This is a genomic window from Streptomyces drozdowiczii (genome assembly GCF_026167665.1).
Classification (GTDB): domain Bacteria; phylum Actinomycetota; class Actinomycetes; order Streptomycetales; family Streptomycetaceae; genus Streptomyces; species Streptomyces drozdowiczii_A.
On record NZ_CP098740.1, the window covers coordinates 5,100,790 to 5,115,487 of the forward strand.

The 14,698-nt window shown below is 73.3% G+C and carries 11 protein-coding genes; 2 read left to right on the plus strand and 9 right to left on the minus strand.

The window, feature by feature from the left end; translation table 11 throughout:
- Positions 1 to 57: 57 nt before the first annotated feature.
- The 5 genes from aceE to NEH16_RS23230 all read right to left on the minus strand — a co-directional run bounded on the left by aceE (position 58) and on the right by NEH16_RS23230 (position 8,809).
- On the minus strand, positions 58 to 2,739 hold the full coding sequence (gene aceE / locus NEH16_RS23210) for a pyruvate dehydrogenase (acetyl-transferring), homodimeric type (RefSeq protein WP_265544721.1): 2,682 nt from the start codon (positions 2,737 to 2,739) through the stop codon (positions 58 to 60).
- Between the two features lie 255 nt (positions 2,740 to 2,994).
- A complete protein-coding gene (locus NEH16_RS23215; protein WP_073965535.1) occupies positions 2,995 to 3,618 on the minus strand; it encodes a GntR family transcriptional regulator in 624 nt (207 codons plus the stop codon).
- Between the two features lie 131 nt (positions 3,619 to 3,749).
- The gene (gene sucB / locus NEH16_RS23220; protein WP_265544724.1) at positions 3,750 to 5,552 is read right to left on the minus strand and encodes a 2-oxoglutarate dehydrogenase, E2 component, dihydrolipoamide succinyltransferase; all 1,803 of its coding nucleotides are present in this window, start codon (positions 5,550 to 5,552) and stop codon (positions 3,750 to 3,752) included.
- 59 nt (positions 5,553 to 5,611) lie between these two features.
- The gene (lpdA, locus tag NEH16_RS23225) at positions 5,612 to 7,000 is read right to left on the minus strand and encodes a dihydrolipoyl dehydrogenase (RefSeq protein ID WP_265544726.1); all 1,389 of its coding nucleotides are present in this window, start codon (positions 6,998 to 7,000) and stop codon (positions 5,612 to 5,614) included.
- A 255-nt stretch (positions 7,001 to 7,255) separates the two neighbouring features.
- Positions 7,256 to 8,809 carry a leucyl aminopeptidase gene (locus tag NEH16_RS23230; protein ID WP_073965538.1) on the minus strand — a complete coding sequence of 518 codons (1,554 nt, stop codon included), beginning with the start codon at positions 8,807 to 8,809 and terminating at the stop codon, positions 7,256 to 7,258.
- A gap of 195 nt (positions 8,810 to 9,004) precedes the next feature.
- Between NEH16_RS23230 and NEH16_RS23235 the strand changes: the two genes are divergently transcribed.
- Positions 9,005 to 9,892 (plus strand): endo alpha-1,4 polygalactosaminidase, encoded by an 888-nt coding sequence (locus NEH16_RS23235; RefSeq protein WP_265544727.1) that lies wholly within the window; start codon positions 9,005 to 9,007, stop codon positions 9,890 to 9,892.
- A 7-nt stretch (positions 9,893 to 9,899) separates the two neighbouring features.
- On the opposite strand, the gene NEH16_RS23240 is transcribed toward NEH16_RS23235, so the two are convergent.
- Positions 9,900 to 10,679, minus strand: a complete 780-nt coding sequence (locus NEH16_RS23240) for an adenosylcobinamide-GDP ribazoletransferase (RefSeq protein ID WP_265544729.1) — start codon at positions 10,677 to 10,679, stop codon at positions 9,900 to 9,902.
- Positions 10,680 to 10,766: 87 nt separating this feature from the next.
- On the opposite strand from NEH16_RS23240, the gene NEH16_RS23245 reads away from it, so the two are divergent.
- Positions 10,767 to 11,528, plus strand: a complete 762-nt coding sequence (locus NEH16_RS23245) for a hypothetical protein (protein ID WP_265544730.1) — start codon at positions 10,767 to 10,769, stop codon at positions 11,526 to 11,528.
- Here the strand turns inward: NEH16_RS23245 and NEH16_RS23250 are convergent.
- From NEH16_RS23250 to NEH16_RS23260, 3 genes are all read right to left on the minus strand, one after another.
- A complete protein-coding gene (locus tag NEH16_RS23250) occupies positions 11,471 to 12,181 on the minus strand; it encodes a hypothetical protein (RefSeq protein ID WP_265544731.1) in 711 nt (236 codons plus the stop codon). The genes NEH16_RS23245 and NEH16_RS23250 overlap by 58 nt on opposite strands.
- 46 nt (positions 12,182 to 12,227) lie before the next feature.
- Positions 12,228 to 13,334 (minus strand): nicotinate-nucleotide--dimethylbenzimidazole phosphoribosyltransferase, encoded by a 1,107-nt coding sequence (locus NEH16_RS23255; protein WP_265544733.1) that lies wholly within the window; start codon positions 13,332 to 13,334, stop codon positions 12,228 to 12,230.
- Positions 13,335 to 13,474: 140 nt separating this feature from the next.
- Entirely contained in the window at positions 13,475 to 14,677 is a 1,203-nt protein-coding gene (locus tag NEH16_RS23260; protein WP_265544734.1) for a bifunctional adenosylcobinamide kinase/adenosylcobinamide-phosphate guanylyltransferase, read from the minus strand.
- Between the last annotated feature and the right edge of the window lie 21 nt (positions 14,678 to 14,698).

Here is a 14,698-nt window from a genome sequence, read left to right on the forward strand (position 1 = left end):
GACAAGCCCGTCCGGCGATCGAGGCCGAAGCCTCGCGCCGGACGGGCCTGATCACGCTCAGAGACCGTACCGGTCCCGCGCCTCCTTGACGGCGGTCGCCGGCACCTCGCCGCGCCGGGCCAGCTGGGCCAGCGTGGCGACCACGACGGACGGGGCGTCGACGCCGAAGTGGCGGCGGGCCGCGTCACGCGTGTCGGAGAGGCCGAAGCCGTCCGTGCCGAGCGAGGTGTAGTCCTGCTCCACCCACTGGCTGATCTGGTCCGGCACCGCGCGCATCCAGTCGCTGACCGCGACGACCGGACCCGGAGCGCCCTCCAGCGCCTGCGTCACGTACGGCACCCGCTGCTCACCGCGGAGCAGCGCCTCGTCGCACTCCAGCGCCTCGCGGCGCAGCTCGCCCCAGGAGGTCGCGGACCAGACGTCGGCCGTGACACCCCAGTCGGCGGCCAGCAGCTCCTGGGCCTCCAGGGCCCAGTGGATCGCCGTGCCGGAGGCCAGCAGCTGGGCGCGCGGCGCGTCCGCCGCTGCGGGCGTGCCCTCCTTGAAGCGGTACAGGCCCTTGACGATGCCCTCCTCGACGCCCTCCGGCATCGCGGGCTGCGGCTTCGGCTCGTTGTAGACCGTCAGGTAGTAGAAGACGTTCGAGTCCTCGCCGGGGGCGGCCTGGCCGTACATCCGCCGCAGACCGTCCTTGACGATCACCGCGATCTCGTACGCGAACGCCGGGTCGTAGTTGAGCGACGCCGGGTTCGTGGCGGCGATCAGGTGCGAGTGGCCGTCCGCGTGCTGGAGGCCCTCGCCCGTCAGGGTCGTACGGCCGGCGGTGGCGCCGACGATGAAGCCCTTGCCGAGCTGGTCGGCGAGCTGCCAGAACTGGTCGCCCGTCCGCTGCCAGCCGAACATCGAGTAGAAGATGTAGAACGGGATCATCGTCTCGCCGTGCGTCGCGTACGACGTGGCGGCGGCGATGAAGTCGGCCATGGCGCCGGCCTCGGTGATCCCCTCGTTGAGGATCTGGCCGTCCTTGGCCTCCTTGTAGTACATCAGCTGGTCGCGGTCGACCGGCTCGTACGTCTGGCCCAGCGGCGAGTAGATGCCGGCCGAGGGGAACAGCGACTCCATGCCGAAGGTGCGGGCCTCGTCGGGGACGATCGGCACCCAGCGCCTGCCGGTCTGCTTGTCCCGCATCAGGTCCTTGACCAGGCGGACGAAGGCCATGGTGGTGGCCATCTCCTGCTTGCCGGAGCCCTTCTTGAGCGCGGCGAACGCGCGCTCCTCGGGCTGCGGCAGCGCCACCGCGTGCACCCGGCGGGCCGGGGCGGGGCCGCCGAGGGCGGCGCGGCGCTCCTGGAGGTAGCGGACCTCGGGGGAGTCGGCGCCCGGGTGGCCGTAGGGCACCAGGCCGTCGGCGAAGGCGCTGTCCGGGATCGGGAGGCCGAGCAGCTCGCGCATGCCCTTGAACTCGTCGATCGTCAGCTTCTTCATCTGGTGGTTGGCGTTCTTGGACTCGAAGCCCTTGCCGAGCGTGTAGCCCTTCACCGTCTGGGCGAGGATCACGGTCGGCGCGCCCTTGTGCTCGACGGCCGCGCGGTACGCCGCGTACACCTTGCGGGCCTCGTGGCCGCCGCGCGAGGTGTAGAAGCACTCGGCGATCTTCGCGTCGGTGAGCAGTTTCGCCAGCTCGGCGAGGGCGGGCTCGGCGCCGAAGAAGTGCTCGCGGATGTAGGCGACGTCGCGGGTGGCGTACGTCTGGAACTGCGCGTCCGGGACCTCGCGGAGGCGGCGGACCAGCGCGCCCGTGGTGTCGAGCTGGAACAGCTCGTCCCAGGCGTTGCCCCAGAGCGTCTTGATGACGTTCCAGCCGGCGCCCCGGAAGGCGCCCTCCAGCTCCTGCACGACGCGGAAGTTGGCGCGGACCGGACCGTCGAGGCGCTGCAGGTTGCAGTTGATGACGAAGGTCAGGTTGTCGAGCTTCTCGCGGGCCGCGAGGGCGAGGGCGGCGGTCGACTCGGGCTCGTCCATCTCGCCGTCGCCCAGGAAGGCCCAGACGTGCGAGTTCGACGTGTCCTTGATGTTGCGGTTGGCGAGGTAGCGGTTGAAGCGCGCCTGGTAGATCGCCGAGAGCGGGCCGAGGCCCATGGAGACCGTGGGGAACTCCCACAGCCAGGGCAGCCGGCGCGGGTGCGGGTAGGAGGGCAGGCCGTTGCCGCCGGACTCCTGGCGGAAGTTGTCGAGCTGCTGCTCGCTGAGCCGGCCGTCGAGGAAGGCGCGGGCGTAGATGCCGGGGGAGGCGTGGCCCTGCACGTACAGCTGGTCGCCGGAGCCGTCCCCCTCCTTGCCGCGGAAGAAGTGGTTGAAGCCGGTCTCGTACAGCCAGGCCGCCGAGGCGAAGGTGGCGATGTGGCCGCCGACGCCGAAGCGCGCGCCACGGGTGACCATCGCGGCCGCGTTCCAGCGGTTCCACGCGGTGATCTTCGACTCCATCTCCAGGTCACCGTCGAAGTCGGGCTCCGCGGCGGTCGGGATGGAGTTGACGTAATCGGTCTCCAGCAGCTTGGGCAGCGCGAGACCGGCGCCCTCGGCGTGCTGGAGCGAGCGCCGCATCAGGTACGCGGCACGGTGCGGGCCCGCGGCCTTGGTGACGGCATCCAGGGAGGCCGCCCATTCAGCGGTCTCCTCCGGGTCGCGGTCCGGGAGCTGGTCGAGCTCGCTCGGAAGCTTTCCTACGGGGTCGGTCATGATCGCCGCCTTCCGGTGAGGAGGGGGGTGGAGAAGTCCCTGACTGGCAGGACAGGGCGATGGGGCCGGTGGGCCCGCGGAGTGAACTGTAAATCGCCGATCGATGATCGATCAAAGGATGAACGGCAAAACTTCTCGATATGAAGAAAGTGGCATGCGGTGCCATGAAATGGGGCACCGAGTGACGGGATTTACCCGTCAAAACGGGCGCTGACCTGCACGGAAGAGCGCCGGGGCCGACACTTGCGCAGCGCCTCAGGCGCGCGGCGCGCACCCCAGGACGTGCGCCTTCACCAGCGTCCCGATGTCCGGGTCCTTGCGCAGGAACGCGTCGATGAGCGCCTCGTGCTCCTCCGCGTACGACTTCTGGACCGTCCCCAGCCAGCGGATCGACAGGGCGGTGAACACCTCGATGCCCAGCCCCTCCCAGGTGTGCAGCAGCACCGCGTTCCCCGCCGCCCGCACCATCGCGCGGTGGAAGCCGACCGTGTGCCTGACCTGGGCCTCGCCGTCCGCCAGCCGGTCCGCCTCGTACAGCGCCGCGACATGCGGGGCGAGCAGCGAGCAGTCCTCGCCGAGCCCGGGGGCCGCCAGCTCGGCCGCGATCTGCTCCAGGCCCGCCCGTACGGGGTAGCTCTCCTCCAGGTCCGCCGCGGTGAGGTTGCGGACCCGGACGCCCTTGTTGGGCGCCGACTCGATCAGCCGCAGCGTCTCCAGCTCCCGCAGCGCCTCGCGCACGGGCGTCTGGCTGACCTCCAGCTCGGTCGCGATGCGCCGCTCCACGATCCGCTCGCCCGGCTTCCAGCGCCCGCTGACGATCCCCTCCACGATGTGCTCGCGGATCTGTTCGCGCAGCGAGTGGACGACGGGCGGGGTCATGACGGGCTCCTTCGGACAGACCGGTACGCCTGCACCGGGCTCGGTGGCCGGGGCGACCGGTGGTGTCTAGACAATACGGCGGCGCCCCCGCCCGGAAGGGTTCCGGACGGGGGCGCCGATCGTGAGGCTGGTTACAGGCCGAGCTCGACCTCGAACTCGCCGGCCTCCAGGATCGCCTTGACCGCGGTCAGGTAGCGGGCGGCGTCCGCGCCGTCCACCAGACGGTGGTCGTAGGAGAGCGACAGGTACGTCATGTCGCGGACACCGATCACGGTGCCCTCCTCGGTCTCGATGACCGCGGGACGCTTCACGGTGGCGCCGATGCCCAGGATGGCTGCCTGGTTCGGCGGCACGATGACGGTGTCGAACAGCGCGCCGCGCGAGCCGGTGTTGCTGATGGTGAAGGTGGCACCGGACATGTCGTCCGGGGTCAGGCCGCCACCGCGGGCCTTGCCGGCCAGCTCGGCGGTCTTCTTCGAGATACCGGCGATGTTGAGGTCGCCCGCGCCCTTGATGACCGGGGTCATCAGGCCCTTCTCGGCGTCCACGGCGATGCCGATGTTCTCCGAGTCGAAGTACGTGATGGTGCCTTCGTCCTCGTTGATCCGGGCGTTGATGACCGGGTGGGCCTTCAGCGCCTGGGCGGCGGCCTTCACGTAGAACGGCATCGGGGAGAGCTTGACGCCCTCACGGGCCGCGAAGCCGTCCTTCGCCTTGGCGCGCAGCTTCATCAGCTTGGTGACGTCGACCTCGACGACCGAGGTCAGCTGGGCCTGCGAGTGCAGCGCCTTCATCATGTTGTCGCCGATGACCTTGCGCATGCGGGTCATCTTGACGGTCTGGCCGCGCAGCGGGGACGCCTCCAGCTTCGGCGCCTTGGCGGCGGCCGGAGCGGCGGCGGCGGGCGCCGGGGCAGCGGCGGCGGCCTTGGCGGCCTCCGCGGCGGCGACGACATCCTGCTTGCGGATGCGGCCACCGACGCCGGTGCCCTTGACCGAGCCCAGGTCGACGCCGTTTTCGGCGGCGAGCTTGCGGACCAGCGGCGTGACGTACGCGCCGTCGTCACCGGAGGTCGCGGCCGGGGCGGCGGCCGGAGCCTGCGCCGGGGCGGCCGGGGCCGGGGCGGGAGCCGCCGGAGCCGGGGCCTGGGCGGCGGGCGCCGGAGCCGGAGCGGCCGGAGCCGGAGCGGGCGCGGCGGGGGCCGGAGCCGGAGCCGGTTCCGGCGCGGGGGCCGGGGCGGGCTCGGCCGGAGCCTCCTGGGCCGGGGCGGGCTGAGCCGGGGCCGGGGCCTCGGCCGGAGCGGCGCCGGGCGCGCCGATGACGGCGAGCTTGGCGCCGACCTCGGCGGTCTCGTCCTCGCCGACCACGATCTCCAGCAGCACACCGGCGACCGGGGCGGGGATCTCGGTGTCGACCTTGTCCGTGGAGACCTCGAGCAGCGGCTCGTCCTCCGCGACCTCCTCGCCGACCTCCTTCAGCCAGCGGGTGACGGTGCCCTCGGTGACGCTCTCGCCGAGCGCCGGCAGGGTGACGTCGGTGCCGGAGGCGGAGGAGGCGCCGGTGGTGGCCTCGGCGCTCGGCGCCTGGGCCGGGGCCTCGGTCTCGGTGGACGGCGCGGTCGGGGCCTCGGCGGCGGCCGGGGCGGGGGCCGCGGCCGGCTCGGCCGCCGGAGCGGACTCGGCGGCCGGGGCGCCCGAGCCGTCGTCGATGATGGCCAGCTCGGCGCCGACCTCGACGGTCTCGTCCTCGGCGACCTTGATGGACGACAGGACGCCGGAGGCGGGGGCGGGGATCTCGGTGTCGACCTTGTCGGTCGAGACCTCGAGCAGCGGCTCGTCGGCCTCGACGCGCTCGCCCTCGGCCTTCAGCCAGCGGGTGACAGTGCCCTCGGTGACGCTCTCGCCGAGCGCCGGAAGGGTTACGGAAACCGACATGGTTTCAGTTGCTCCTTACGAAAATGCGGAAGTGGTCGGTCGTCGCGCCCGGTCGACGGTCAGTCGTGGGAGTGCAGCGGCTTGCCGGCGAGCGCCAGGTGCGCCTCGCCCATCGCCTCGTTCTGCGTCGGGTGGGCGTGGATGAGCTGGGCCACCTCGGCCGGCAGCGCTTCCCAGTTGTAGATCAGCTGGGCTTCGCCGACCTGCTCGCCCATACGGTCACCGACCATGTGGACGCCGACCACGGCACCGTCCTTGACCTGGACGAGCTTGATCTCGCCCGCGGTCTTGAGGATCTTGCTCTTGCCGTTGCCCGCGAGGTTGTACTTCAGCGCGACGACCTTGTCCGCGCCGTACAGCTCCTTGGCCTTGGCCTCGGTGATGCCGACGGAGGCGACCTCGGGGTGGCAGTACGTGACCCGGGGGACACCGTCGTAGTCGATCGGGACGGTCTTGAGGCCGGCCAGCCGCTCCGCGACGAGGATGCCCTCGGCGAAGCCGACGTGCGCCAGCTGGAGCGTCGGGACCAGGTCGCCCACGGCGGAGATCGTCTCCACGTTGGTCCGCATGTACTCGTCGACCAGGACGTAGCCGCGGTCCATGGCGACCCCGGCCTCCTCGTAACCGAGGCCCTGCGAGACCGGGCCGCGGCCGATCGCGACCAGCAGCACCTCCGCCTCGAAGGTCTTGCCGTCGGCGAGGGTCACGCGGACGCCGTCCTGCGTGTACTCGGCGCTCTGGAAGAAGGTGCCGAGGTTGAACTTGATGCCGCGCTTGCGGAAGGCGCGCTCAAGGAGCTTCGAGCTGTTCTCGTCCTCGACCGGGACGAGGTGCTTCAGGCCCTCGATGATCGTCACTTCGGAGCCGAAGGAGGTCCACGCCGAGGCGAACTCGACGCCGATGACGCCGCCGCCCAGCACGATCGCGGACTTCGGGACGCGGTCCAGCTTCAGCGCGTGGTCCGAGGAGATGATGCGGTTGCCGTCGATCTCCAGGCCCGGCAGCGACTTCGGCACGGAGCCGGTCGCCAGGAGCACGTGGCGGCCCTGGATGCGCTGGCCGTTCACGTCCACCGAGGTGGGGGAGGAGAGCCGGCCCTCACCCTCGATGTAGTGCACCTTGCGGGAGGCGACGAGACCCTGGAGGCCCTTGTACAGGCCGGAGATCACGTCGTCCTTGTACTTGTGGACGGCCGCCATGTCGATGCCCTCGAAGGTGGCCTTCACACCGAACTGCTCGGACTCACGGGCCTGGTCCGCGATCTCGCCGGCGTGCAGCAGGGCCTTCGTGGGGATGCAGCCGTTGTGCAGGCAGGTGCCGCCGACCTTGCCCTTCTCGATCAGAGCGACGTCCAGGCCCAGCTGCGCTCCGCGCAGGGCCGCGGCGTACCCGCCGCTGCCACCGCCGAGGATCACTAGGTCGAAAACGGTGCTGGCGTCGTTCGCCACGTCACGTCCTCCATGCATGTGCGCCGTACGCCGGGCCCCGTCCTCGGGGTGTTACCGGCCGGTCGGCTGGTGTGCGGCCGCTTTGTCTTCGGCCCTGTGGTGGGGGCCCTGTCCTGCCGAGAACCCATCTTCGCACTTGTTGACGGTGGGCGGGACGCGGGGCCCGTGTCCGGGACGGTCGATCGTCCCTCCCGGGGGCAAACACCTACGGCCCCGGACGTATGCCCGGGGCCGTACGGGGCGTGCCGCGAACGGTCAGCCGAGGTCGCCGGCGGCGGTGCGCTCCGCCAGCTTCACCAGCGTGCGGACGGCGGAGCCGGTGCCGCCCTTGGGCGTGTAGCCGTAGGGGGCGCCCTCGTGGAAGGCGGGGCCCGCGATGTCCAGGTGGGCCCAGGCGATGCCCTCGCCCACGAACTCCTTCAGGAACAGACCGGCCACCAGGCCGCCGCCCATCCGCTCGCCCATGTTGGCGATGTCGGCGGTCGGGGAGTCCATGCCCTTGCGCAGGTCGGCCGGGAGCGGCATCGGCCAGGACGCCTCGCCGACCTCCTCCGCGATCTCGTGGATCGAGGTACGGAAGGCGTCGTCGTTGGACATGATGCCGAAGGTGCGGTTGCCCAGGGCCAGCACCATCGCGCCGGTCAGGGTCGCCACGTCGACGATCGCGTCCGGGTTCTCCTCCGAGGCGCGGGTCAGCGCGTCGGCCATGACGAGCCGGCCCTCGGCGTCGGTGTTGAGGACCTCGACGGTCTTGCCGCTGTACATGCGCAGGACGTCGCCCGGGCGGGTGGCGCTGCCCGACGGCATGTTCTCGGCGAGCGCCAGCCAGGCGGTGACGTTGACGCGCAGGCCCAGACGGGCGGCCGAGACGACGGTCGCGAACACGGCGGCGGCGCCGGCCATGTCGCACTTCATCGTCTCGTTGTGACCGGCCGGCTTCAGCGAGATGCCGCCCGAGTCGTAGGTGATGCCCTTGCCGACGAGGGCCAGGGTCTTCTCCGCCTTCGGGTGCGTGTAGGCGAGCTTCACCAGGCGCGGGCCGCGCTCGGCGCCCTGGCCGACGCCGAGGATGCCGCCGTAGCCGCCCTTGACGAGCGCCTTCTCGTCCAGCACCTGCACCTTGATGCCGTGCTCCTTGCCGGCGGCGGTGGCCACGGCGGCGAAGGACTCGGGGTACAGGTCGTTGGGCGGGGTGTTGACCAGGTCGCGGGCGCGGTTGATCTCCTCGGCGAGGGCGATCGCGCGCTCGGCGGCGGCCTTGAACGCCTTGTCGCGCGGCTTGGCACCGAGCACGGCGACCTCGGCCAGCGCCTGCTTGGCACCGGCGGGCTTCGCGTCCTTGGGGGCCAGCTTGTTCTCGCCGGCCTGGTAGGCGGTGAAGGCGTACGCGCCGAGCAGGGCGCCCTCCGCGACGGCCTCGGCGTCCTCGACGGACCCGACGGGCAGCGCGAAGCCGGCCTTCTTCGAGCCGGCCAGGGAACGGGCGGCGGCACCGGCGGCCCGGCGCAGCGTCTCGGCGTCGTACGCGCCGTCCTTCTCCGGGGCCTTGCCGAGGCCGGCCGCGATGACGACGGGGACCTTCAGGCCCTCGGGGGCGGGGACCTTCGTCAGCTCGCCCTCGGCACCCGAGGCGCCCAGGGTCGCCAGGACGGCGGCGAGCTTTCCGCCGAACGCCTTGTCCACGGCCTCGGCGCCCGGTGCGAGGACCAGGTCGCCAGGCTTGGATCCAGCGCCCTTGGCGACGCCCACGACGAGGGCGTCGGCGCGCAGCGTCGCCGCACCGGCAGTGCTGAGAGTGAGAGCAGTCACGGTGGTGAAATCTCGCTTCCGTTGAGTTCTTCTCGGTCGAGTGGGTGGGCCGACCGTGCCCGGCGCATCGTAGACGCGGCCGCAATGTGCCGTGAATGAGCCTACGCGCGCCTTCGCCGCCCGCTCACGGCGGCAAGCCGTAGCCGTCGTACGGTGGTGCTCCCGGGAAGATCGTCCCGGTGGACCTGGGGGACGATGCGCGACCGGACGGCCGCACGGACGAGCGGGGCGCGCGGCGCTCTCGCCGTCACCGCACTCATGCTGCTCACGACGCTCACGGGGTGCTCCTCGGGGCATGACGAGGCCCCGGCGGGGAAGGCGACCGCCTCCGCGCGGCCCTCGCCGGCGCGCTGGCGGCCGGCGCCCGGCACGGACTGGCAGTGGCAGCTGTCCGGCAGGCTCGACACCTCGGTGGACGCCCCGGTGTACGACATCGACGGCTTCGACCGCACGGCGGCCCAGGTCGCCGCGCTGCACCGCGAGGGCCGCAAGGTCATCTGCTACCTCTCCACCGGCGCCTGGGAGGAGTTCCGCCCGGACGCCGCCCGCTTCCCCACCGCCGTGCTCGGGAAGGGCAACGGCTGGAAGGGCGAGCGCTGGCTCGACATCCGGCGCACCGAGGTCCTGGAACCGCTGATGGAGGCCCGGATCGCGATGTGCGCGAAGAAGGGTTTCGACGCGGTCGAACCGGACAACATGGACGGCTACCGCAACAGGAGCGGCTTCCCGCTCACCGCCGCCGACCAGCTGCGCTACAACCGCCTGATCGCCCGCCTGGTCCACCGCCACGGCATGTCGGTCGGCCTCAAGAACGACCTCCCGCAGATCCCGGAGCTGGTCGGGGACTTCGACTTCGCGGTCAACGAGCAGTGCGCGCAGTACGAGGAGTGCGAGGAGCTGACCCCGTTCGTGAAGGCGGGCAAGGCGGTCTTCCATGTGGAGTACGAGCTGCCGGCGGCGGAGTTCTGCGCACAGTCCCGGAAGCTGGGGCTCAGCTCGCTGCGCAAGGAGTACGAGCTGGGCGCGGAGCGCGAGAGCTGCGCCCAGGGCGTGTCCGGCGGATCAGGGTCGGACACGCCCTAGCCGCTCCTCAGCCCAGCGCCAGGCACACCAGCGTCGCCGTCGCCGCCGTCTCCGCCAGCGCCCCGAACACGTCCCCGGTCACCCCGCCGAACCGCCGCACGCAGTGGCGCAGCAGCAGCCCGGCGACCACCGGCGCGGCCACCGCGGCCAGGGCGTACCGCAGCGCCCCGTACCCGCCCAGCAGCGCCCCCGCCCCGGCGCACCCCGCCACCACCACGAGCCCGGCCGTCCAGGCGCCGGCCGCCGGGACCGTACCGGCGACGGCCGCGCCCAGGCCCTCCGGGCGGGCCGCCGGGACGCCGCGCCGGGAGGCCAGGGTGAGCGCGAGCCGGGCGACGACGGCGGAGGCGACGGCCGCCACCGCGCCCTGCGCCCAGCCGTCCGCGTACAGCCGCTGAAGGGCCGCCACCTGGGCCAGCAGCACGAAGAGCAGGGTGATCACGCCGAACGGGCCGATGTCCGACTGCTTCATGATCCGCAGCGCGTCGTCGGCCGGCTTGCCGCTCCCCAGGCCGTCGGCGGTGTCCGCGAGACCGTCCAGATGGAGGCCCCGGGTGAGCGCGGCGGGCACGGCGGCCGAGGCGACCGCGGCGAGCAGCGGACCCGCCCCGCCCCACAGCAGCAGGGCGCCCGGGACCGCCGCGAGGACGCCGACGGCCAGCCCGGCCAGGGGGGCGCACAGCATCCCGGCCCGGGCGGCCTCCCGGTCCCAGCGGGTGACGCGGACGGGAAGCACGGTCAGGGTGCCGAAGGCGAAACGCAGGCCGTGGCTGTTCAGGGAGGTCACGGCGCGCAGGCTAATCGGTGGGGGCGGCCGCTAGATTGACCGAATGCCGCATAACGGGGCACAAGCGGACGAGTGGGAGTGCGTGGCATGGGTCACTGGTTCAATCAGAACTTCGTGGAGCCGGGCAAGCTGCCCCTGCTCCTGGCCCTGACCGCCTTCGTGCTGACGTTCGCGATCACCCGGTTCATCACCCGGATGATCCGGGCCGGGAAGGGGCCGTTCCGCAACATCACGCCCGGCGGGGTCCACATCCACCATGTGGTGCCCGGCGTCGTGCTGAGCGTCGTCGGCGGCTTCGGCGCGGTGGGCAGCGGGCGGCACGGCGTCACGGCGTCGGTCTGCGCGGTCGTCTTCGGCGTGGGCGCGGGCCTGGTGCTGGACGAGTTCGCCCTGATCCTGCACCTGGACGACGTGTACTGGACCGAGGAGGGGCGGCAGAGCGTGGAGGTCGTCGTGCTCACGGCGGCCCTGGTGCTGCTGGTGCTCGGCGGGTTCTCGCCGCTGGGCGTCGACGATCTGAGCGACGATCAGCAGCAGGGACGGCTGGGGGCCGTGCTCACCGTCGTCGTCAACTTCTGCTTCGTGCTGATCGCCCTCTTCAAGGGCAAGGCCCGGATGGCGGTGGTCGGCGCGCTGGTCCCGTTCGTGGCCCTGATCGGCGCGGTACGGCTGGCCCGGCCGACCTCGCCGTGGGCGCGGCGGTTCTACCGGAACCGGCACCGGGCCCGCTCCCGCGCGGTGCTGCGGGCCTACCACCACGATGTCCGCTGGGTCGGCCCGCGCCGCAGGTTTCAGGACCTGATCGGCGGGGCACCGGACCGGGCCCCGCTCCCGCCCTCCAAGCCCTGACCGCCCCTCAGCGCCCTTGCGGCGCACAGCAGAAGCGCCGCCGCGATGGCCGCCAGGTGCTCCCGGCCCGCCAGGTTGTCCTTCAGCACGGCTTCGGCCGCCATCGCCGCGATCACCACCGCCCCGGTGATCCACGCCCGGTAAGCGCAGCAGACGCAGACCGCCAGCGCGACGACCGCCGCCGAGGGCCCGGTGTCCACGATCCGCGCGTCGGACGCGGGCAGCCCGAGGAAGGCGTCCGGCCCGGCCGCGATGCCGATCCGCGCGTACAGCGTCCCGGCCAGGGTCGCCGCGTACGCGATCAGCAGCGTCCGCCACCGGCCGAGGCAGACCTCCGCGACCCCGAACACCACCAGCATCTGCGCCAGCGCGCCCCACACCGGCAGGTCCAGCGCGGGTACGAACAGCGACAACGGGGTACGCAGCAGGGCCGCCCCGAGCGGATCGTCGGCCCGGACCGCGCCCAGCGTCTGCACCGGGCCGTAGCCCCAGCTCCGGTTCTGCACCACCTGGAGCAGCCCCGTCAGGGCCACCGACGCCAGGGTCAGGGGCACGGCCCGCGGACCACGGGCGGCGAGCGGTGCCCGCAGGGCCGACCACAGCGGCCCCCACTCCCGGCGGGCCGTCCGGCGCAGATCCTGACCGACGGTCATTCCGGGATCATAGGGGCATCACGCGCACAACGGGTCCGCAGCCGCGTCAGTCCGTCGCGTCGTCCGTCGCGTCGTCCTTCTCGTCGTCCGCGCCGTCCTCCGCCGACTCCGGCTCCGGCTCCCGCTCGGGCAGCTCGGCGGCCAGCGCGGCGGCGGCCTGGACGAAGGGAAGGGCGAGCAGCGCCCCGCATCCCTCGCCCACGATGACGCCGTGGTCGAGCAGCGGGTTGAGCGCCATCCGGTCGAGGGCCTTCGCCTGCGCCGGCTCACCGCTCAGCTGGCCCGCCAGCCACCAGTCCGGCGCCCGGAAAGCGGCCCGCTGGCCGACCAGCGCCGCCGCCGCGCCGACCACCCCGTCCAGGACCACGGGCAGCCGCCGCACCGCGCACTGGAGCAGGAAGCCGGTCATCGCCGCCAGGTCCGCGCCGCCCACGGCGGCCAGCAGCTCCAGCTGGTCGCCCAGGACCGGCCGGGCCCGGCGCAGCGCGTCACGGATCGCCGCGCACTTGCGCATCCACGCCAGGTCGTCGATCCCCGCGCCGCCGCGCCCGGTCACCACCGAGGCATCCGTGCCGCAGAGCGCCGCGATCAGCGTGGCCGCCGCCGTCGTGCCGCCCACGCTGAGGTCGCCGAGCACCACCAGATCGGTGCCCGAGTCGGCCTCCTCGTCGGCCACCGCGATCCCGAGCCGCACCGCGGCCTCGGCCTCCTCGGCCGTCAGCGCGTCCTCGACGTCGATACGGCCGCTGCCGCGCCGCACCCGGGTCCGTACGACAGCCTCCGGCAGCAGCTCCGGGTCGCAGTCCAGACCGGCGTCCACGATCCGCACCGGCACGGAGAACCGGCGGGCCAGGACCGCCAGCGGGGTCGAGCCGTCCAGCGTGGCCCGGACCAGCTCGTGCGCGGTGGAGGCCGCGCGGCCGGACACATCGAGCCCGGCGACCCCGTGGTCGCCCGCGAACAGCACCACGCGCGGCTGCTCGACCGTCCGCACCGGCGCGGCCTGCTGCGCGGTCGACAGCCACTCGCCCAGCTCGTCCAGCCGGCCCAGGGCGCCCGGGGGCACGATGAACCGCTCCCGGCGTTCCTCGGCGTCGCGCCGTACGCCCCCGTCGGGGCGCTCGATCAGGTCGGAGAAGTCGTCCAGATTCACGGGGGTCTGCCTCGCGGGTCGATACGGGGAGTGGTCCGGGGAGCCCGGCGGCGGGCTCCCTGCGGAACAGTACCCGCCACGTTTTCCGGGCCCGCCCGGTACGGCCCCGCGCCCCGGCCCCCTGACCTCCCCCGCACCCGTCAGCCGCGCAGCACCAGCACCTGGCCCGCCACCACCAGCAGCACCTGCTCGCACTCCTCGGCCACCGCCGCGTTCAGCCGGCCCAACTCGTCCCGGAAGCGCCGCCCGGCCGCCGTCGCGGGCACCACCCCGGAGCCGGTCTCGTTGGTCACCAGGACCACCGTGCGCCGCGTCCCGCGCACCGCCGCGACCAGCTCCGCCGTCCTGGCCCGCAGCGCCCGCTCGCCGCCCCCCGCCCACGCCGCGTCGTCCCAGGCGTCCATCCGGTCCATCGCGTCCGTCAGCCACAGCGACAGGCAGTCGATGAGCAGGGGCGGCCCGTCCGACGACAGCAGCTCCGCCAGCTCGCACGTCTCCTCGGTGCGCCAGGCGGCGGGCCGGCGCTCCCGGTGCAGCCCGACCCGGGCCGCCCAGTCCGCGTCCCCGTCCCGGGTGCCGCCCGTCGCCACGTATACGACCTCCGGATACGTCTCCAGGCGCCGTTCCGCCTCGACGGACTTCCCGGAACGGGCGCCACCGGTGACCAGGGTGCGCCGGCGGGCCGCGGCCGGGGCGCGGAAGCCGCCGACCGTCAGCGTCGTGCCGTCCGGCACCGCCCGGGCCCCGGCGGCGGCGAGCCGGCGCTCCAGCTCGGGGGTGGGCGGCGCGTCGTGGTCCAGGTGGACGGCGAGCAGCTCGGTGGCGGGCCCGATCGCCGCGACGGCCCGCAGCCGCGCCACCGCGTCGGGCCGCCCGACGACGTCCCCGGCGACCAGGTCGTAGGGCTGCGCCACCGGGTCCGCCAGCCCGGCCGGCGCACCGCCCGGCGGGAGGTACAGCAGCCGCGCGCCCTCCGGCGAGATCACCTCGTAGCCCGTGCCGGGCGCGTCCATCGGCACGGCCCGCACCCGGTGCCCGCTGATCAGGGTCAGCACCCGCCCGTCCGGGACCCGGCCCGCCGGAGGCAGCCCGGCGGGCAGCTCGACGGCCGGTCCGTCGTGCGGGTGGGTCAGGAGCACCTGGCGTACGCCGGTGAGCGAGCGGCCGGCGCGGGCGGCGGCGAACACCGCCCCGGGCGTGAGGTCGAGCAGCAGCGCGTCGTCGACCAGGAGGGCGGTCGCGGCCCGGCTGCCGGTGGAGCGGGCGAGGGCGCAGGCGGCGCAGGGGCAGTCGGGCCGCGGCAGCCCGTCGGGGGCTCCGGTGCCGAGCAGAGTCAGTTCCACGTTCCGATCCTCCCGCGTCGC

Excerpts from the sequence above, each read along its gene's own strand:
- aceE (WP_265544721.1), bottom strand. The coding sequence starts at position 2,739 with ATGACCGACCCCGTAGGAAAGCTTCCGAGCGAGCTCGACCAGCTCCCG.
- NEH16_RS23245 (WP_265544730.1), top strand. The coding sequence starts at position 10,767 with ATGGGTCACTGGTTCAATCAGAACTTCGTGGAGCCGGGCAAGCTGCCC.
- NEH16_RS23250 (WP_265544731.1), bottom strand. The coding sequence starts at position 12,181 with ATGACCGTCGGTCAGGATCTGCGCCGGACGGCCCGCCGGGAGTGGGGG.
- NEH16_RS23235 (WP_265544727.1), top strand. The coding sequence starts at position 9,005 with ATGCGCGACCGGACGGCCGCACGGACGAGCGGGGCGCGCGGCGCTCTC.
- NEH16_RS23215 (WP_073965535.1), bottom strand. The coding sequence starts at position 3,618 with ATGACCCCGCCCGTCGTCCACTCGCTGCGCGAACAGATCCGCGAGCAC.
- sucB (WP_265544724.1), bottom strand. The coding sequence starts at position 5,552 with ATGTCGGTTTCCGTAACCCTTCCGGCGCTCGGCGAGAGCGTCACCGAG.